At 64.3% G+C, this 18,830-nt stretch carries 17 protein-coding genes; 8 read left to right on the forward strand and 9 right to left on the reverse strand.

Annotation, left to right across the window (positions count from 1 at the left end; genetic code table 11):
- Position 1 precedes the first annotated feature (1 nt).
- Positions 2-205 carry a hypothetical protein gene (locus ACQPYN_RS29480; RefSeq protein WP_433030427.1) on the reverse strand — a complete coding sequence of 68 codons (204 nt, stop codon included), beginning with the start codon at positions 203-205 and terminating at the stop codon, positions 2-4.
- A 198-nt stretch (positions 206-403) separates the two neighbouring features.
- Here ACQPYN_RS29480 and ACQPYN_RS29485 point away from each other — a divergent pair, with 198 nt between their 5' ends.
- Complete coding sequence (locus ACQPYN_RS29485) at positions 404-802, forward strand: nuclear transport factor 2 family protein (RefSeq protein WP_433030429.1); 399 nt, start codon at positions 404-406, stop codon at positions 800-802.
- Positions 803-815: 13 nt separating this feature from the next.
- Here ACQPYN_RS29485 and ACQPYN_RS29490 read toward each other — a convergent pair whose 3' ends face one another.
- A complete protein-coding gene (locus ACQPYN_RS29490; RefSeq protein WP_433030431.1) occupies positions 816-1,025 on the reverse strand; it encodes a hypothetical protein in 210 nt (69 codons plus the stop codon).
- A 319-nt stretch (positions 1,026-1,344) separates the two neighbouring features.
- Positions 1,345-1,560: a hypothetical protein gene (locus ACQPYN_RS29495; RefSeq protein ID WP_433030433.1), complete on the reverse strand. Its 216-nt coding sequence runs from the start codon at positions 1,558-1,560 to the stop codon at positions 1,345-1,347.
- 1,008 nt (positions 1,561-2,568) lie between these two features.
- On the opposite strand from ACQPYN_RS29495, the gene ACQPYN_RS29500 reads away from it, so the two are divergent.
- Positions 2,569-3,555, forward strand: a complete 987-nt coding sequence (locus tag ACQPYN_RS29500) for a rolling circle replication-associated protein (protein WP_433030435.1) — start codon at positions 2,569-2,571, stop codon at positions 3,553-3,555.
- Positions 3,556-4,280: 725 nt separating this feature from the next.
- Here ACQPYN_RS29500 and ACQPYN_RS29505 read toward each other — a convergent pair.
- The 6 genes from ACQPYN_RS29505 to ACQPYN_RS29530 form a co-directional block, all read right to left on the reverse strand.
- Positions 4,281-6,044: a DUF262 domain-containing protein gene (locus tag ACQPYN_RS29505; RefSeq protein WP_433030437.1), complete on the reverse strand. Its 1,764-nt coding sequence runs from the start codon at positions 6,042-6,044 to the stop codon at positions 4,281-4,283.
- Positions 6,045-6,181: 137 nt separating this feature from the next.
- Entirely contained in the window at positions 6,182-9,511 is a 3,330-nt protein-coding gene (locus ACQPYN_RS29510; RefSeq protein ID WP_433030439.1) for a helicase-related protein, read from the reverse strand.
- Positions 9,501-13,544, reverse strand: a complete 4,044-nt coding sequence (locus ACQPYN_RS29515) for an Eco57I restriction-modification methylase domain-containing protein (RefSeq protein ID WP_433030441.1) — start codon at positions 13,542-13,544, stop codon at positions 9,501-9,503. The genes ACQPYN_RS29510 and ACQPYN_RS29515 overlap by 11 nt, the downstream gene beginning before the upstream one ends.
- 206 nt (positions 13,545-13,750) lie before the next feature.
- On the reverse strand, positions 13,751-14,179 hold the full coding sequence (locus ACQPYN_RS29520) for an NUDIX domain-containing protein (protein WP_433030443.1): 429 nt from the start codon (positions 14,177-14,179) through the stop codon (positions 13,751-13,753).
- The gene (locus tag ACQPYN_RS29525; RefSeq protein WP_433030445.1) at positions 14,176-14,982 is read right to left on the reverse strand and encodes a hypothetical protein; all 807 of its coding nucleotides are present in this window, start codon (positions 14,980-14,982) and stop codon (positions 14,176-14,178) included. The genes ACQPYN_RS29520 and ACQPYN_RS29525 overlap by 4 nt, the downstream gene beginning before the upstream one ends.
- A complete protein-coding gene (locus tag ACQPYN_RS29530) occupies positions 14,979-15,776 on the reverse strand; it encodes a GntR family transcriptional regulator (RefSeq protein ID WP_433030447.1) in 798 nt (265 codons plus the stop codon). The genes ACQPYN_RS29525 and ACQPYN_RS29530 overlap by 4 nt, the downstream gene beginning before the upstream one ends.
- 246 nt (positions 15,777-16,022) lie before the next feature.
- Between ACQPYN_RS29530 and ACQPYN_RS29535 the strand changes: the two genes are divergently transcribed.
- The 6 genes from ACQPYN_RS29535 to ACQPYN_RS29560 are packed head-to-tail and all read left to right on the forward strand — an operon-like array spanning position 16,023 to position 18,829.
- Positions 16,023-16,361 (forward strand): hypothetical protein, encoded by a 339-nt coding sequence (locus tag ACQPYN_RS29535; protein WP_433030449.1) that lies wholly within the window; start codon positions 16,023-16,025, stop codon positions 16,359-16,361.
- Positions 16,362-16,379: 18 nt separating this feature from the next.
- A complete protein-coding gene (locus ACQPYN_RS29540) occupies positions 16,380-16,790 on the forward strand; it encodes a hypothetical protein (protein WP_433030451.1) in 411 nt (136 codons plus the stop codon).
- A complete protein-coding gene (locus tag ACQPYN_RS29545; protein ID WP_433030453.1) occupies positions 16,787-17,149 on the forward strand; it encodes a WhiB family transcriptional regulator in 363 nt (120 codons plus the stop codon). The genes ACQPYN_RS29540 and ACQPYN_RS29545 overlap by 4 nt, the downstream gene beginning before the upstream one ends.
- Complete coding sequence (locus tag ACQPYN_RS29550; RefSeq protein ID WP_433030455.1) at positions 17,146-18,399, forward strand: hypothetical protein; 1,254 nt, start codon at positions 17,146-17,148, stop codon at positions 18,397-18,399. The genes ACQPYN_RS29545 and ACQPYN_RS29550 overlap by 4 nt, the downstream gene beginning before the upstream one ends.
- Positions 18,396-18,626 (forward strand): hypothetical protein, encoded by a 231-nt coding sequence (locus ACQPYN_RS29555; RefSeq protein WP_433030457.1) that lies wholly within the window; start codon positions 18,396-18,398, stop codon positions 18,624-18,626. Before ACQPYN_RS29550 ends, ACQPYN_RS29555 begins: the two co-directional genes overlap by 4 nt.
- Positions 18,623-18,829, forward strand: a complete 207-nt coding sequence (locus ACQPYN_RS29560) for a hypothetical protein (protein ID WP_433030459.1) — start codon at positions 18,623-18,625, stop codon at positions 18,827-18,829. The genes ACQPYN_RS29555 and ACQPYN_RS29560 overlap by 4 nt, the downstream gene beginning before the upstream one ends.
- Position 18,830: the final 1 nt, after the last annotated feature.

Here is an 18,830-nt window from a genome sequence, read left to right on the forward strand (position 1 = left end):
GTCAGCCGCTGAGGACCTTGCGGCGCCGCCCGGCGCCGTTGCGCTCCGGCACCGGCGGCGCCGGGTACGCGGACGCCCGGCGCCGCGCCTCGGCGGCCAGACGCTCCGACCGCGTCGTCCACCGTGTCGCCACCAGGTACATCGGCAGGCCGATCACCATCACCGAGATGACCAAGAACGCCCCGACCGCCACGATCCACTCCACGCCGGTCCCCCCCTTCGACTCCACTGCCGCTTTCGCCGACCGTGTCGCTCGATCGGGTGACGGCGTTACGAGCGATTTCTCCGGCGTCGACGAACGTCCGCCCGTCTCGCTGTCCGGCATCGAGCACGGGACGAACGGTCGGCGGGCGCGTCCCGACGGGTCGTTGACGAGCGGGGCGACGCCCGCGACGCTGCCGCGGTGGCGCACCCGAACGAGGTCTTCGTCCGCGAGCTCTACGCGGCGATGGACCGGGGCGACGGCCGCGCGCTGGCGAAGGCGCTCCTGCCGGACACCCGGTGGGTGATCGCCGGTACCGGGGCGCTCGCCGGCACCCACGTCGGCCCGGATGCGATCTTCACGTTCTGGCGCCGGATGGCCGAGGAGACCGGCGGCGGGCTGCGCCTGGCGGTGCGCGACGTCCTGGCCAACGACGACCGCGCGGTCGCCCTGGTCGACGTCACGGGCGTGCGCGGCGACCGGACGTTCACGTCGTCCCAGGTGGTCGTCTTCGAGATCGACGGACGCCAGGTGCGCGAGGCGCGGTTCATCCACGAGGACCAGGCGGCCTACGACGCGTTCATGGCGTCGGGTGGGTGAGCCGGACGTTCCGCTAGCTCCACCGACGGTCCAGATCGACCGGCCGCTCGACGAGCGGCTCGACCGGCGCGCCGGGCCAGTCCGGCTCCGGCTGGGGTGTGGGCGCCGACGGCCTCCGCCGAGCCGCCCGCCGCCGGGCCACGAGCGTGACCACCCCGACGACGAGCCCGACGATCCCGATCACGAGGAACGGCACCAGCAGTCCGACGAGTCCCTCGCCCACGGCCGTCACCCCTGTCCGTCACGTTCCGGCTCGAGACCCTGCCACGGATCGGTCTCGAGGTCCCGACGACGGGGACCGTCCCGCGTGCGGGGGGGACGTTGCTGAAGTAGCCCGTTCTCAGCAAGAAGCCCACCGGGCGTTTCCGCTGGTGGGCAGGGGTGGCCAGGGGCGGGGTCGAACCGCCGACCTATCGCTTTTCAGGTGCCCGGGAAGGCCGTCAGCTCGTCTGGACCAGTGGCCTGAGCAGGGAAAATGTCATCGGCGGACTCTGGCAGACGGCCCTGGATGCGAGCCCGCTGCTGAAGTACTGCTGAAGTGCCTACTGCCTCGGCGGGTTCCAGCCCTGCGCGCTCCGATGCGGCTGCGAGGGCTGCTGCGGCGGGGCCCACTGCTGAGGCGGGGGCGCGTAGTAGATGGGCGGCTGCTGCCCCCGTCGACTGGATCGCACCACGAGGAACACCACGAGCCCGATCCCACCCAGCACGAGCACGAACGGCAACAGAAAGATCATCCAGCCGATCAGCGTCAAGATCACTGCGTCTCCCCCCGGGTTGATTGCTGCCGATGTCGCTCACGCCGGGCACCTCGTTACTTCTCGCTGAGGCTGCTCGGGGTCTCTCCCTCGGCGGCGCGGGGTCGCCTCGGACGGACCGGACGTGCGGGCGCAAGGGCCTGCCCTCGTCTCCCATGGGAACCGTCGTGCTCGAGCTGGGCCCTTGCGGCTGTGCGGCCGGGCTGTCAGACCCCGGAAGCGCCGGCGAGGGAGAGACCACGTCCCGACCACCACCGCACTCCCGACACGCTCGTCATCGGGACAACCTCTCCTGAGGTCGGTGTCCTGGTCCAGGGCGGAGCGCCTGGTCGCCGAAGGCTCCTCGCACCGCTCCCGCATCCGCTGATCCCGACCGCCGCCGTCTCGCCGCCCTGACCGCCAGGGCCGCGAGACGGCCCTTCTGACGCGCCCACCGCAGACCCACGCCGGGTCCTGTGGCGAGGCCGCGCGTCCGCATCCGGTCACACGCGCTGCGAGACGGCCTCTCCGAGAGGCCTCGTCGTGTCCTACTCCCCCGCCTCGAGCAGCCGGTCCCGCTCGTCCTCGTCGCCGTCGCCGGCTCGTTCGTCGCGTCGGTCGCTGCCTGCTCTGCCTGATCCGTGGCGCACGTACACGCCCGCGCCCGCCCCTTCGCTGTCGTCGTGGGCGGCCGGGGCAGGAGTGGCCGGCACGCCGCAGCGGGTCGAAGACAGGAGCGACCGGCGTAAGCCGGTCGCGACGGACCCGGCCGCCGCCCCGGCGTCAGCCGAGGGCCGGCCGCCTGGGCTTGTTCTATGTGCCATATCGGGCCGCAGACCCAGTGATCGCACCGACTCCGAGCCAGGCGAGCTCGCCGAGACGGCGGTTCCGGACTCGGTGGCGGGGCTGTGGGCTCCGGCGTTCCCCTCCCCCGAGCTCGTCGGCGCGGCCGCCGCGATGCTCCCCGCAATCCACGAGCCAGCGGGGACACTTGCGGAGGGACCGCGCTGGGAGCTGACAATCGGACCTGGCATGTTCGCGGTCGCCTGCCATGACTGGGCGCGCCGGGAGCGCACCGAGGAGCGAGCGCGCGAGACGCACGTGAAGGACGTCGACGCCGCGGTCGCCGCGCACATTGCCACCGGCGAGTGGCCCGAGCCGCCGATGCCGCGGACGGCGATCACCTCGTGGTCGCGTAAGAGCAGGGCGAACATGGTGCGTCGGCTCTGCGAGCTGGACTACACCCCGCTCTACGCCTCGGGCCGGCTCCCGGCGATGGTGACGCTGACCTACCCCGGCGACTGGCTCACCGTCGTCCCCGCCGGCCAGGTACTCAAGCGGCACATGAAGGCGCTGCGCAAGCGCTACGCCCGCGCCTGGGGCGAGGACTGGGCGTGCGTCTGGAAGCTGGAGTTCCAACGCCGCGGCGCCCCGCACGTGCACATGCTCTGCACGCCGCCGCACGGTCGGGCACAGACCACGGGCGAGACGTTCGCGGTTTGGCTGTCTGCGGTGTGGGCCGACGTCGTCGACCATCCCGACCCTGAGCAGCGTCGCCGACACGAACTCGCCGGCACAGCCCTCGACTACGCCGAGGGCCTGCGCGCTCGTGATCCCCGGCGGGTCGCGGCGTACTTCACCAAGCATGGCCTCATGGCGTCGAAGGAGTACCAGCACGACGTCCCGCCCGAATGGTCCGAACCCGGCACGGGCCCCGGTCGATTCTGGGGTGTCTGGACCCTCCAGCGTGCCGTTCGCACCGTCCACGTGTCCCCAGAGGACGGCATCCGTGCCGGCCGCATCGCCCGACGCTGGGCCCGTGCACAGCGTCGTACCCAGCAGACGTGGAAACCCCGGACGTCTGCACACACCGGCCGAGTGCGGTTCCGTCGCTCCCGGTCACGCGTCCGCCTCATGACAAACGGCAATCGGGGCTGGATCGCGCTCAACGACGGACCAGGGTTCGCACACAGACTCTCGCAGGACCTCCAAGGTCCGCGGCAACTTCTTGCCGGCTAGCCACAACGCCACGACCTACCGGTGTGTCTCTCGGAGCCGGAATCTTCGTTCCAACCACGTTCCACTGACGTCGTGGCCCCTAACGTGGTTCGGTGGCCCCCGTGGCATGGGGCGACAAGCTGGGACACAACCGGACTCGATGGGAAGTCTGGTCCACGCATGGACGGGCTGAACCTGCCGTCATCGTGGACATCGTCGATACACAGGTAGCGATCACCGCGCACGGCGTGCCCCTCGACGCTGACGCGCTTACCCGATTGATTCAAGGTATCCACGAAGCGGCGCAAACCGTCCAAGAGCCGCCGATGACGGACTCAGACGGGCGATCGTCAAGAGGTGGGACGGGCGCACCACCCGCACTTGTCCGGCTCGGCTCCGTCCCGGTCATCCCGGCCGGTTTGCACGATGCATGGTGCGACTGGCCAGACCGAGTTTCGCGGGCCGACCACCCTGAACTCGCCCACTGCGCCGGCTGCGGCCTGCTAGTTCTGACCGGCCACTTCGCCAGCGACGCTCGCGACGCCGACGAAATCGGCCGAGTGGACGATACTCTCTGGCCGCCGTTCGCAGAGGACCTTGCGAACCTGCCACGGCATCCGACGGAGCCATATTGATGATTGACGAGCTAAGGGCCCACCCCGGTCAACCGCGAACGGCGACGCCGCTACGGCTTTGGTCCGCGGTGTCCCAGCCCTGACCGAAGCGATCAGCGTCGATCCAACCACCTATACTGTTTCCAATACTCCTAGGACATTCATGAGCCGCGCGCGCATTCGCGCACGACGGGCTTCAAAGAAATTCATGAACGCCCCGAAGTCTCCGGGGACATCGATGAGATCGTTATCAACTATGTACTGGCTGCTCTGCTCTGATGTCATTCCGGAGACCTCGTGCAGCCACTCACCCGGCAGGACTGCCTGCTTCTCCATGTTCTGAACTCCTTTCAGAAGCTGGAGGTTCGGAATCATGTCCGCCACCGAGAGATGATCGTCTATTTGGTCCGCGGGAACACCCGCCTGACGCAGCGCCCTACGAGTAAATCGAGACCGCGGGAAGATATGATCCTCGTGGAACTGGCTCGATAAATCGAGTCCAGGATACAGTAGCGTTAGAACTGCAAAAGTCCGCTGTCCTCCCCACTTCAGCTGAAGCAGCTCGTCGATCTCCGTCGGCTCGAACGCCAACGACTTACCCAACGCGGCCATCTCGTGCTCCAATTTGAACACGGGAAACGATTGTGATCCGTGCTCGTCGAGAACCCCACGAATCCGAGCCAGTAGCCCATCCAAGCCTGAACCCCAGATGCCGCGCTTCACTAGTGACCGCGTCACCCATCGCTGAATAGCTCGCCGGTCCTCCGCGTACCTACCTGCGTCAAGATAACTGTCGTCAGCGCTTCGTTTGTACAAGTAGTACGCAATGGGAACCACAACGCTGTGGGCCGTCAAAGTCCGCCCCGAGAATCCGAACCCTGAGAGGAGATTCGCGGCGCGCACCAAGGCACGATGGCTTTCTTCCCAACCCTTCTCGACCCGCGCCATGTTCTGACGGGTAAAGTTCGAAACCTTGAAGCGAAGGTCGACGCCAGAAATCATAAGTGCCGTCTTTAGGACATGGTCCTTATTGAAGGCGAACAGACGCGCGCCCTTCGTGTTCAACTCCTGGACTGCGCTCCGGACTTCCTCCCGAGCATCCAGCGTGTCCCACTGGTTCGTCGCCATCGAAAGCAGGAGGTCCGAATACGACAGCTCGGTCCCGCCACTGTTGACTCGGACAAAAATATCCAGAACCTTGTCCGAGTCTTGAGAAGTTTCAAGGAAGTAGTTGAGTGGGGTCTTTACTCGGATCGCTTGGAAGAGCGCGTGGAGGCGCCGATACGCGCCGCGATCATTAAGATCAATGTGCCGCGCCGCGAGCTCGTCGTGAGCCGCTGGCCCCGAGTCTTCCAGAGTCAAGATGGCGCGTATTGGATACCATTTTGCCGCTTCGCCTTCACCTGGCTTCGCTTCTTCGTCAGTCAAGAACCTTAGATCGTAGTTTAGTCCAAGGTCATCTTGGTCGGAGTCTTCGAGCAAGTTCAGGTAGAGGCGCTTCCTCGGGAACGCTTCCGGGCTTGTCCACCACGCGTACTTCTTCTTCTCGGCATGGCTTCCGTATACGGCGATGTTGAGGGCGGTCAACCGTTGCTGGCCGTCGAGGATAGCTTTAGCGCCGTTTCCGGATGGTACTGTTGCTTTCGTCGCGTAGGGCGTATCGCGCTCGTGATAGTTGGTCACGAAATCATAGAACGTGTACCCGCGAGCCGTATCCGAATCCACATCCCACACTAGGAAGGAACCGATCGGATACCCGCGCATTAGGCTGTCGACAAGGCGTCGAATCTGCGTCGTGTCCCAGACGAACTCACGCTGGATCGCAGGAAGTACATACTCCTGCCTGTGAATTCCTCGAAGCATCTCTTCCACCGTAATTGGCGTCTGGAAGGCCACGGCGAGCGCCCCCTTTCTGTTACTCAATTCTGGATCAGACTCGGTCCAACGATCAGCCGGCCCCGTCTAGCCCGAACCCGCTTCTGGACTTGTGTCGTTGTATCGCTGCCGTCGTCGAGAGCCAGCGCAGGCCCACATTATTGGGGCGTTAGCGCCAACCAACAGATAACATTCACGTCGTCAGACGAAATCTCAGGCATCGGTTCCGGAGCCGGCGGCGCTTCCAAGCCCAGCTCTCTCACTAGGCGGGTGATCCCCGCAACGCGATCAGTAACCGAATCCGTCGCGAGCTCTCTGCGAAAAAGCCTCACGATCCGTTCGCCGTGCGGTGCCTCTAACGCCTCCACTAGGCGGTCGCCCTCCTCGACCGTGAAGTCGTTCGCGGAAGCTCGGATAACATCTGCGGCCCGACGCATCGCCGGGGGAATTGATGGTGCAAGGTTAGCTGGGTCGGCGCCAGCATTCCATCGACTAACGATGTCCGCGCAAGCGTCCTTCCAAGCTTCGAATACACCCTCATACACGTCGCTCGTCAACCTGCGCCTGGTCGCCCAACCATCCGCGGGCCTAGCGAGGTCGAGGCAAGTTAACGTATCGTGTTCCACGACCGTCTCGCCCATCGCAGTCCTCGAAACGTATCGATAAACGGGGCGCTCGTAATCTGCGACGCGCACGCAGAACACGTAGCCAGGGGCATCCCCGCTTACGACTCGGTACGCCATACCGGAGCCGGAGCCCCACGGAAGGCCCTTGATTTGCTCCGCAGTCTCCGGGCTCTCTAGGGCCTGCCGTAGTTCCTGCCGATACTCTTCTCCGGAGAGCGCACCGCGCCCGACGCTCCCCCGTTCGAACAAGCCAGCATCTTCCGCACGGAGCTTCTCGAGCTCCTCCCGAGTCTCGGCGAAGGTAACGTCCACCGCAGCCGAGCCTGGAAGAATCTCGCTCACGCCAACCGCGGCCGCAGCCTGCTTAATCTTGGAATGTAGGCGCTCCTCCAACCCGAGCAGTTCGTCCAACCGGCGGTCCGGAAACACGCACCGGAGAAACACCTCGCGGTGCTCCGACCCGATCCTGTCGATCCTCCCGTGTCTCTGCACGAGACGCATCGGGTTCCACGGTAGATCGTAGTTCATGATATGCCGACATTGCTGAAGGTTCACTCCTTCTGCCAGCACGTCGGTCGTTACCACAAGGTCGTACTTGTCATCACCAGTTGGAGAGTCAGTCGTTCTCGGAGCGAAGCCCCATAGAACGTCGCGCTTGTCGGTATCTGACCCAGTCAATGAGGCAATCCGCCCCCGATAACAAGCTAAGCGGTCATCTGCATGCACGATGGCCTCGAGGTAACTCTTCACCCATTCAACGGTGTCCGCGAAGTAGCTGAATATTAGAACCTTGCGCTTGTCTCGAGTATCCGTTGGGCCGATCCCTTCGGCCTCCGCCTCAGCGGCAATCTCGGCAAGCTCGTCGACCACGGCCGAGAGAGTCGGATCATCCTCCTGCGAAACCCCGGAAGCACGTGTTGCGAAGAGCCTTAGCAGCTCACGGTCATGCTCTACATCGTTCCGTAGCGTGACAACGTCGTAGTCATCTGCGTCTTCAAGCTCTCCGGAGTAGCCACTAAGATACTCATCAACCTCGCTGGGATCGTCCGAGTCAGTCGCCACCCACTGCCTGAGTGCTTTACCAGTCGCGACCTTGCCAATATCGAGAAGACGAAGGAACGCGTCATGGCTCTCGGCCATCTTCTCGCATGTGCGGGCAAAAGCGTATGGCGACGACTCGAACCTTTTCAGGAGCCCGGAGCGCAACAGGCCTGCGAGCTGAATCTCTCTGGCATCCGCGCCGTCCTCCGTGTACCGAGAGGGAGCGTACCGCGCAAGCGTCAATGCTGGCGCGGAGCTCGATACGCTAACCGTCGAATGATCGTCAACGTCGAGCGCCGCCGCAAAGAAGTCGAAGAAGCCTGGCAGGACGCGATCGAGATCGTAGTACACGGCACGGACCCGAGGCGTTGGAAACGTGATCGGCACTTCTCGCCCTGCGACTCGAATCGTGTCCGTCGGGTAGAAGCGCTTCACAAAAGCTCGTGTCCGTCGAACCGCTACTGAATCCAAGATGTCAAAGAGGTACTCCGGCGATAGGTCCTCCGAACCTTTCGATAGCGCCTCCGCGAAGTGACCTCGCATCGAAGGGATGCCAACGTCAGTGAATACGGCATCGTTCCGAAGGAACAAGGTCAGGACGTAGTACAAATCCCATAGACTGTTGTTTACCGGGGTCGCGGTAAGTAGAACAAGATCTTTTCTGTACTGCCCGGAAAGCAAGCGGCGTAGCGCGGCAGCGCGATGAGTGTCCGGATTGCGCACATTATGAGCCTCGTCGATAACCACTAGGGCGTAATCGTCCGGCTCCTGGCTGAGGGTATAGTCACTCGCATCTGGATTCAGCCTGGCATCGTTGACCAATTCATCATACGATCTAAGCTCCACTGGCAAGTTGAAGTCGGAAACAAAGCGTCGCCACGGTCCGTCCCGCAACGTGGCCGGCGCGATAACGAGAACGCGTTGCCTCCGGGCAATCGCGGCTTCCTCGATCAACTTCCCAGCGAGGAACGTCTTGCCTAGCCCGACCTCGTCCGCGATTAGTACTCCGCGGCGCTCCTCAAGAATCCTGCGGGCCCGCCACAGACCGTCTCGCTGGAAGCCGGCAAGATGGACGACGCCGCGCGTGTCGACGCTAGCCTCTCGCTCTAATTCGGCACCATAGCGCTCCCAGAGCATGCGTAGGTAGACCAGGTAGGGAGAGTGAGGCTCGTACCGCTCCTCGTACACCTTCGCGAGATCGTATGGCTCGGCGGCGTCCCACAGCTCGTCGAACCAATCCTTCACAGAGGTAACGACCGATGGCTGGTAATGGCCCAGGTTCAACTCAAGGTTTGTAGCGAGGCCGGCGAACGTGAAGTTCGATGAACCAGCAATCACGCCTTCGTTGTGGTCAGTTACGGTGATGAATGCCTTGCCATGTAGGAACCGATCCGTAAGACGCCTGACCTCGACATGCGACTGGCCCAACCATTCGATAAGACGGACCGCACGCCGGTCGGACTCATGGGTGAAACCTGTTAAGTCGCGTTCGTCCGCTAGCATCTCGTCGTGGGTAGCGAGAGCGTTTCGCAGTCGGCGTGCCTCGGCCCTCTTCGCTGACCGCGGCTCGTCGAGGGCTCGAATTCTACTGACGTTCTCCGGCTCGGCTCCCAACAAGAGACGAACGACTCGCGGGTGATCTAGCTCTTCTGCTAGAAGACCGTAACCTCCCAGATTGAAGTATGCAGTAGCGATCGCAACCTCTGGCGGGCGAACCAACGACGTTCGAAGGTGTCGCAAATGAGCATTGACGCCATCTGCCACTCGCTGGCCGACGCGGTTTGTTACGAACTCGGGCTTTGGGTTCTCATCAGCGCTCATCGCACATCCCTCGGAAGTATCCAAGCACGCTGCCATGGTGCTGTGAGTAGTCGGCGCCGTAGTGGAAGGTTGTGTAGATATTTCTCAGGTCGTCCTCGTTAAGCCCGTATAGAACCGCGACGCACGCATCAAGCTCAGCAGTAAGCGCGCTTCTCTCAGGCTCTTCCACGGCACCGATCACGACTCCGAGTCGGTTCGCCCATTCCTGGAATCTAGAATCTGGAACGCTAAGCCGGGCGCCGATTTCAGCTACTCGCTTACGCACTGGGTCGTCTTCTTCTGGGTCTGGGATAGGTAGCGAGTTCAGGAAGCCGTATGAGACGTGGTTCTCAACCCAGCGACGTGCATACCAATCCAAGGGCATCGAGTTCAGAACCCCGAGCAGATACGCTTCGCTCGCTTCGTCCACTCCGCCCGGCCAAAGTAGATATGGATCGAGGTGTGTCAAGAAGACGTGAGGGGGCGCAAGAGCCGCAATAACAGTACGTGTATCCGTGGAGCGAGAAATGTCACGGAAGGTGATCCTTGGCCGAAGGCACGGCAACGATGTCTGATCAGCCGCCCAAGCCGCGGAGAATTCTGAGAAGGCGGACCTCTTCGTCCGCTGCTGACGCACCCGCTTCTTCTGCAAGTATGGCAAGACGGCATCCGGCTCGGCACGAGCAAGGTAGGCTCCGGTGTCGCCGTCAAAGGTTTCGATTGATTCGCCCTTGTAGACGGGCCAACCTCGATCGCTGTCGATCGGCAAGAAGAATGTCTTGTCGTCACTCGCGTGAAGCTCCCTAGTGGGCCGAACTCTTCTCCTGCGCTCGGTCGCATCGAGCCGTGGGTGGCTCCGAATCTTGAGGAAGAGGTTCGCCGCGTCAGCTGACGGGAGGGCCGGGAATGCTGCCTCGTCAGACCAAGTGAGAAAATCACTGGCCACCACAGAAACACGTTCCTTCAGCACGCCATGCTGGAAGTCAGCGTAGGACGAGAACGGCCCACGGAAGGATACCCTCGAATCCTCCGTCTGAGACTTTCGCAAAGATGTAAGACTCATCGTATATCGTGGGTCGGCGTCATCGAACGCCCATCCCCTTGAATTGAGTAGTAGCGTCGCGTCCTCGAATGCTCCGGAGTTGAGCACCGCAAGACGCCAAAGCTGCGTGCCGCTTGAGGTTAGTGCGGACCGCGGAAGCACGACCCCGATCGTGCCTGTTCCCTGACGGCAAGCCTCCCAGAACCTCCAGCAAAATGCCTTATAGAGGTCCGGGTCGCCGGTACCCATACCTTTGTAAGGGCCGGAAAAGAACAACCGCTTCACGCGATTGACTGTTGACAACTCCGATTGGAACTCGTCCTCGAGGTCCGGTCGGTCGATCCGCAAATTTCGGATCTCTTCCGCCCGTTGTTGCTGAGTTAATGACTTCAGCCCCGGGTACCGCAGACTCCAGAATCCATGCTCCTCGACTTTTACCTTCTCCCATGGTGGGTTGCCGAGAATACAGTCGAAGCCTGGACGTTCCCGGAGGAAGACCTCGGGGAATGCAACGGGAAGATGCAGCGACCTAAGTTCGGATGCTGTCGCAGCGGCGTTCGAAGCCCTCCATCTGTTGAGGACAGTGTCCTCATCGACATCAACCGGGAGGTGCGTATCGCCAACGCGGTGCGAGACGATCAGGTCGAATAGGGCCGTCGCTGTCCCAGCCTTCTCGAGCGCTTCCTGGTGAGCATCCGCGGACGCCTTCACGTCGGCCAGCGTTGCATCGGCGGTGGTGGCGAGACGGCGAAGTGCTGCCGACGTCCGGCTTAGAAATTCTGTGATCTGCTCACGGAAAAGAGTTGGCGCGTCAGGGTCGCCGCCAGTTAGAGCTTGGAGCGCATCGTCAATGCTACCGACTCCGGTAAGGCTATCGCCTTGAACCAGGTTGTGATCGAGGAAGGATAGCGGCAGACCTGGTACGAAGGTATGTATCCAGATTGCGAGTCGCGCTAGCTCAACCGAGATTCGGTTACGGTCTACTCCGTAGATACATCTCCTGGCGACTTGACGGCGAAGCAGAGAAGTCGTCTCCACTTCAACGCTATTCGAGAGGTCGCCGAGGGCAGCCCGTGAGGCATCGCGAAGCTGTTCAAGCTCTGCGGTGACGGCCGGGATCGGTCGCAGGGCCAGGAAGTCTGAGAGGCGGGCCTCGATTCGATCTATCGCGGCGACGAGAAAATGACCGGAGCCCATGGAGATGTCCGCGCATCTAAAGTCGAAGAACGCCGTGGCGGCCGCTGCTTCGTCTCCTTCGTCGAGGAGCACCGACACGCGCGCGATGTGATCTTTAATAGAGCGTTCTAGGCTATTGTCGAGCAGATGCTCAACTGCGAAGGGCTTCGTGAAGTAGCTTCCACTGGACTTGCGCGCACCGGATTTATTGTGCAGGTAGACCTCCCCAGCCCGCACCACCACGTCTCGTTCCGTCCGCGCCTTCTCGAAGTTCCCCTTTGAGTCGACGGTGAGGTCGGTTGGCGCTACCGAGAGTTGTGCCTCAAGGAGCCCCTCGTAGATCGTGCCAAACTCGCGGACGGACAGGCTGCGGAAGTCAACAGGGCCAGCGCCCTCTTCATTGACATCAACGAGCAGAGCCAACAGTGCTGGCCCGAATTCGGAGTCGGTCAGCGTTAGATCAGCGAGTGCCGTACCTGACTCGCTAACGTCAGGATCAGCGGAGAACAGCCCACCGTTGTACGGTGGTACCCCCCAGCTCTTATTCCCCTTATCTACGGCTCTCCAAAGTTGAGCCACGTCTTCCCAGAAGTCAATGGCGTCCGGATCGAACTGCGCGCCAGATTCGCTGTGGGCGTCCTCGCTGAGTCGTCGAGCGATTCGCTTAAGGCTGTGGTCCGCGTATCGACTGTTAGTCCGATACGGAAGAAGGTCCTTGTCCTCGCCGTATGCGACAAAAAGTAGGCGGAATAGAATTACAAGTGTCCGTTCGTACGCGGCAGAAAGGTCATCTTCCGTGGGAACAGCGCTAAGTCGAGTCGCCACCGCCCTTGCAAGGAATGGAATGACCCGCCCGTAGACGCGTTCGCGTAGACGAGTAGCCACGTCAGCTGCGAAGTCGGCTGAACGATCAAGGATTTGCTCGAACGTTCCGCCGTCCGCCAACGCGTCGGCTGAGAAGAGCAGCGGCAAGTAGCCACCAAGCTCCTCAGGCAGGAGGGCGAGATTCGCTTCAATGAAGGTGCTGGCGCGACCCTTGCGTCCTACACCGGTGTCTGTCTTCACGGCATAGAGTCGAATCTCGGCGGCGCGGGTTAGTATGACCCACGACAAGTGTTCACGGTCAGCTACGGCTAACGCGTGGGAAACGGGAGAAACGCCGTCGAATCGTGCACCCGGGGCGTCGAACGCTTCGCCCTCGTCAAGGAGGACCGCCACCGCCCGTCTGTCGTCTCCAACCTTGAGAAGCGATGTGTTGGTTGAGAGATTGTCGATTGAGAAACCAAGAGACTCAATGAGCGGGCGCCCGCGGAACTTCAACTTTGGACGTGCTTGGCGTCGTGACTCCTCCCAGTCTTCCCGGGCTGGAACGCCCTTGCGAAGCTCCTGAGTGGCCAAGAGTCCAGAGTTGACGAGACCCGGAAGCTCGCTGTCTATTTCAGTCAGGAGTCGAAAGAGGCATCTCTGGGCGGCGTGTCGATTCGGCTCGCTTAGCGCAGCGGATGCGATACGCTCGACTTGGTCAAGACCGAGACCAGTGTGCACTGGCGGCTCGTCACCAGCCGGCCCGCACACCGCCAGCTTGGTTGCGCCACGCTCCTCGTAGCCGACTACGAGCAAAACCGGCGCTGGACGTCCACCTTGTCTGGCTTTCCAGAGTGCTCGCAGATTGTTCTTGTTTGGGTGGTTGGCGGAGGTCGCGGTCGCGACCTCGAGCCCGTAGTCAGCCGCCTGGAGGAAGACATCCTGAGGCGCGAAACCCTGCTGGGACACTGACGGCAAGTTCCACCGACGTGGTTCCAGTTCCGGCAGGAAGTCCTCGAACCAGGCTGTCATCTGCGTCCTCTCCCCCGCGCCATGCTCAAACGACTCCCCAGCTTTGCTGGGCTTCGCGAGCGCGCACTCTATGTCACGGTATGGCTGGCTTCGCGCTGGGTGCGCCCGCTGCCCTCCAACGAGGTACTCCGTAACGCAAGAGCAAGGGATGCTGCGCGGACCGATGATCTAGTAGGTAGGTGGCGGCGTTGGGACGCTCTTACGGCTCACAAGAGATTGGTCCCGTCATGTGACCGGCTGGTTGGTTGGAGATCGCTCGACACTGCGTCCTGTACACGGACAGCGAAGGCTGGCAACATCCGCTCGACAGCATCAGCGACGTCCAACCACTCCACACAGGTGCTTTCGTCAGTGGGGCGTGGCTGGCCTGCAAGCGGGCGGCACTTGAAGACGATGGCCACAACTGCCTTGCTAAGATTCTTGTAGATCCCGGTGATTCGCTCGACCTCGACGCGAACGCCCGTCTCTTCGAGAACCTCCCTCGCGACACCCTCCTCTAAGGTCTCCTCGAGCTCGAGCACTCCTCCTGGAGCTTGCCACTGACCATTGTCCCGGCGCTTGACAACTAGTACTCGCCTGCGGTCGTCTACGACTACGCCGGCGACTGAAACTGAGTGCAGCGGGCCCACACTCATAGCGAGGTCACCACAGCGACGGTCTTGTCGTCGTGCCGCTTGAAGCGGGGCAGCTCAGTTGCGGTCGGGTCTTTCTCAATTTCCCACTCGTGAAGTTCGCGCAGAAGGTCGTCGAGGCGCTGACGATCGCGCTGTACGACGTCCTCCGGTGGTATTCCGAGGTGGCGTAACGGCTTGTCGGCGCCGTCAGTGAGCATAAGGAGCCACGGAAGGCCGACCGGTACGGTGCGTGTGATCGCCTCGTGCGCCGCACCCGGTGTGGCCTCTGCTATCCAGTAGCCACCGGGCTCGTTCAGCAGTGGTAGCTGCTCAGCGCGGACGGCGCGAACGAGGTCACGGTGCGTTTCGTCGTAGCCGGCGCCCGCAAGAAGACGCTCGTACGCCTTCGTCCTGCTCGGGAGGTTCAAGCAAGCGAGTCGGTTGTCTGTAAGCAGCTCGCCGGCAGGCCCAACGTAAATGGGGCTGTCACCTAGTACGAGGAGGTCCACCTCCGCGTCACGTCGGCGCGCGATACTTACGGTGGACGAAGGCGATTCCCCCGGCATGAGACGGAGCGCGGCGACGGTTGAGCGGATGGCGTCGGCGAGCGCGTGACGCAGAGGCATATCCGGCTCGGCGTCCAGCACCTCGATGAGGCCCGTAGCCAGGTGGTCGACGTAGTCCGTGACGCTAACTCGGGTGTCACTGCCTGAGGCACCGTCCAGGACCACGACAGCGTTCGTCCCGGTCCGGACCCGGTCTTCGTTAGGTGCGTTGGTGGCCGAGAGCTCGGAGCTGACGACCTGGAGGCCGGCGGGGCTCATTCGTCAGGCTCCTTGTCGGCACTGTCGTTCTCGGCGTTCCACTCGAAGTGCATGATCCACTGGTAGGTCGGGAGCACGTCCTCGCGGTACTCCACGGCGACGCCGTCCTTGAGGTAAGCGATGTGAACGATCTCGTAGACCTGCTGGGTCTCAGAGAGCGCGAAGAAGCGCTCCTCGGCGGGTAACGGGGTTCGGACCCGTACATCTTCGGTGAAGCGCACTGGGCCCTTGCCGATCTCGGCGAGGCGTGAGTAGGTCCCGCCTGGGCCAGTGTCGACGTCGGTCACGCCGGCCTGCTCGGCGAGATCCCACGGGAAGTACGAGGTGGCCAGCAGCACCGGCTCGTCCGACGCGAACATCTCGCGCTTGCGGACGAGCACCATCTCGCCGATCTCGAGGCCGAGGACGCCGCGTGCGGTCTCAGGTGGTGCGATCTGCCCGAGCTGGGCCAGCTTCGTCGACGGCTTGAGTCCAAGGCGTCTGATCTCGAAATCGAAGGCGCCGCGGCTGCCCTCTTCCTCGCGTGAGCTGCGGGCGTAGCGACGGCTGCTGTTGCGCCGGATCGGCGGGATCGCCCGGACGACGGTGCCCCGCCCGCGCAGGACGCGGACGAGCCCTTCGCCGCGGAGCAACTGGACGGCCCGGTTGATCGTCACACGGGAGACGCCGTACTCGGCGGCGAGCTCCGATTCCGCCGGCAGGGTCGATCCCGGGGCGTAGTCCTCGCGCTCGATGCCCTCGCGCAGCAGGTCAGCGACCTGCCGGTACTGCGATTTCGCCGCCTCGAGCGCCACCAGCGTGTCCCTCTCAGTACCCGTGAGTGCCTGTCAGTTCCTCTGACTGCCGCTGGTTCCCACTGTAGTGACAGGACGTCCTACGTCCTACTTGCCTCGCGCCACCTCGATGTGCTTCTCTCAGCACATCGGACGTCGGACGTCCGACGTCGTGTGTCTCGGAAGGCCGTGGTGGACGTGGACGACGCCAAGGCGGCGGCCGGTGGGCTCGTGCCCAGGCGGGGGATCGGAGGACGGACGGACCCCTTGACCGTCGCGCTGGACGATGGTGCGGAGGCAGTGCGCCTCGCCAACCACACGGCTCGTAGTGGCCTCGTCGAGGTGGTCGGTCTCTACGCAGCCTTGGGCTCGCTCGTGACCCTCGTCGACCGGCTCCCACAGTTCGTCCTGTTCGCCCAGCGCTGCGCCGTGGCCAACGGCGCCGCCGGCCTCCTTGATGACACCGGCCGCGATTCCGGCGAGCGCCTCGTCGAGTTCAACGCCTGGCTCGCCGAGGGCCATTCGGGGCTTCTCGGGGCGGGCCGGGCCCTCGGACGAGGCCACGCCGCGCTCTCCCACCTCAGCCACCGACCGGCAGACGCCTGACCCACCCCAGGAGAAGACATGATCCAGAACTTCGCCATCGATCAGGCCGCGACCTTCGAGTCGCTGCTGTTTCTGTCCTGTGAGCCCAAGACGGCGTTCGGGGACTCGTTCCGGCAGGAGACGACCAAGGACGGCACCCCGAAGTGGGAGACGCAGCTCGTGGCCCGGTTCCGTCAGTTCGGGCGGGCGACCAACGAGATCATCAAGGTCGGTCTCGCCTCGGAGCGTCAGCCCGCCGAGGACCTGACTCCGGCCACGCCGGTGGAGCTGGTCGGGTTCGAGATCGGGGTGATGGACAAGAAGGACCGCGACGGCAACGTCACCGGCGCCCAGGTCTGGTACCGCTGCCAGGAGGTCCGCTCCACCGCCTCCACCGCCCCGCGTTCGCGCCGGGGTGAGGCCGCGCAGTCCGAGGCGACGGCGTCATGAGCTGGCAAGCGGCTGCTGCGTGCCGTGACGCCGATCCGGAGCTGTTCTTCCCAGCCTCGGACGACTGGACGACCTGGGCGAACGCTAGGGCGCTCCTCGAGGCCGGTCGGGTGTGCGTCGGCTGCCCCGTCCGCCGCGAGTGCCTGACCTACGCGGTCGTGTCGGGCCAGGCGTTCGGCATCTGGGCCGGGCGCTCGCCGCTCGAGCTCCGGGCGATCCGCCGTGCCCGGGCCGCCGGGGTGCCGGACCCCGAGGTCGACCGGGACGCGATGTGCTCGGCGTGTTCGCTGCTGTTCGCGGTCCCGGCGGTGGACGGGTCGGTGTGCTGGCTGTGCGAGGAGATGGGGCTCGCGCCGTGACCGCCCTCGAGCGCGTCGACCGCGCGCACACCAGCTACCGCTCGGGCGCCCGTGGTCCCGGGTTGCTGTCGCGGATGCGGGAGCGGCGGGCTCAGCGCGAGTACGAGGCCTCAGTCCTGGCCTTCGCGCACGCGCTGCGCGGTGAGTTCCGGGAGGCGTGCACGGGTCTGGGCATCTGTCACTACGTCCAGGTCGCGGTCGGCGTCACCGTCCGCACTCCCCGCGTCGGGGAGGTCCGCCCCGGGCCGCCGCTGACGTTCACCGTCGAGCTGCTGCCCGGCCAGGAACCCGGCGACTTCGTCCGCAAGGAGAACGCACCGCGGCTCGCGCACACCCTCGGCGGGCACGGGCTCCGGGTCGAGCCTCTCGCCGGGCGGTGGGTGCGGCTCGTGGTCCTGCAGCACGACCCGCTGTGCGACGGCTTCGGCCTCCCCTCGCTCACCGTCGCGGCCGGTGCGGAGGCGGTGATCCTCGGGCGGACCGAGGACGGCGTCACCCTCGGCCACGCGATCGCCGACCCGGCCCACCTCGGGGTACAGGGCCAGAACGGGTCCGGGAAGTCCGCGTTCTGCTACGGGCTGCTCTCGCAGCTCGCCGCCGCGCCGGATGTCCTCGTGGCCGGCTCGGACATCACCGGCCTGCTGCTCGGGCGCGCCTGGGACGACACGGCTCACCGACCCCACCAGGTCACGGGCACGGCCGACATCGGTGCACACGCAGTGCTGCTCGAGGACCTCGTCGCCGAGATGGACCGCCGGCTCGAGGCCATCCCGCCACGGCGAGACAAGATCGAGCCCACACTGGCCACCCCAACGGTGCTGGTCGTGCTCGAGGAGTTCCCCGGCCTGCTCCGGGCGGCAGACGGGCTTCCGAAACCCAAGCGGGGTGAGGGTGTCCCGCTCGGGGACCGAATCCGCTCGTCGGTGCTGCGGCTGCTCTCCGAGGGCCGCAAGGCCGCGTTCCGGGTCCTCATGCTCGCCCAGCGCTTCGAAGCAACGGCGGTGGGCGGCGGCTACGCGCGGGATCAGTTCGCCCTGCGCTTGTCCTTCCGTGTGCCGGCGGACTCGCTCGAGATGCTCCACGGCACCGACGCCAGGCACCTCGGGCAGGAGCACGCCAACGCTGCGCCAGGCGTGGCCTACCTGTCCGGGCTCGGCCGCGACTGCGAGCGCATCCGGGTCCCGCACCTCGGGGAGTACGGCGAGTACTGCGACCGGCTCGCCCGGCACGCACGGCGGGTGCACCGATGAACCTGACAGCAATCGTCATCATCGCGGCGCTCGTCACCGTGCTGCTGGTCAAGTGCCACAAGGCCGCGCCCGCGCTGGTCTCCGGCGTCGTCACCCTCGTCCTGCTGTTCGCCGCCTTCCCTGTGCTCGGGCCGGCGGTGAGCAGCTCGGCCGGCGAGTTCGCCCACCAGCTCGGCGCCGCCACAGACCGCGCCGCTGACGTACCGGACGACGGACAGCGGCCATGACCGGCCGCGAGGGCGCCCAGGCGTTGAGCGTCCACCTCAGCGCGCTGGTCCGCCCGCTCGTCGGGCTCGACCTCGGCCACGAGGAGCGCCGCGCGCTGACCGCCGTCGCCTGCCTCGAGGGCCCCACCGCCACCACCGTCGCCGGGCTGCTGTGCCGGGCCCGGCAAGCACGACCCCTCCGCACCACCGACACGAGGAGCTGAC

The organism is Actinomycetospora sp. CA-053990, from assembly GCF_050948445.1.
GTDB lineage: Bacteria > Actinomycetota > Actinomycetes > Mycobacteriales > Pseudonocardiaceae > Actinomycetospora > Actinomycetospora callitridis.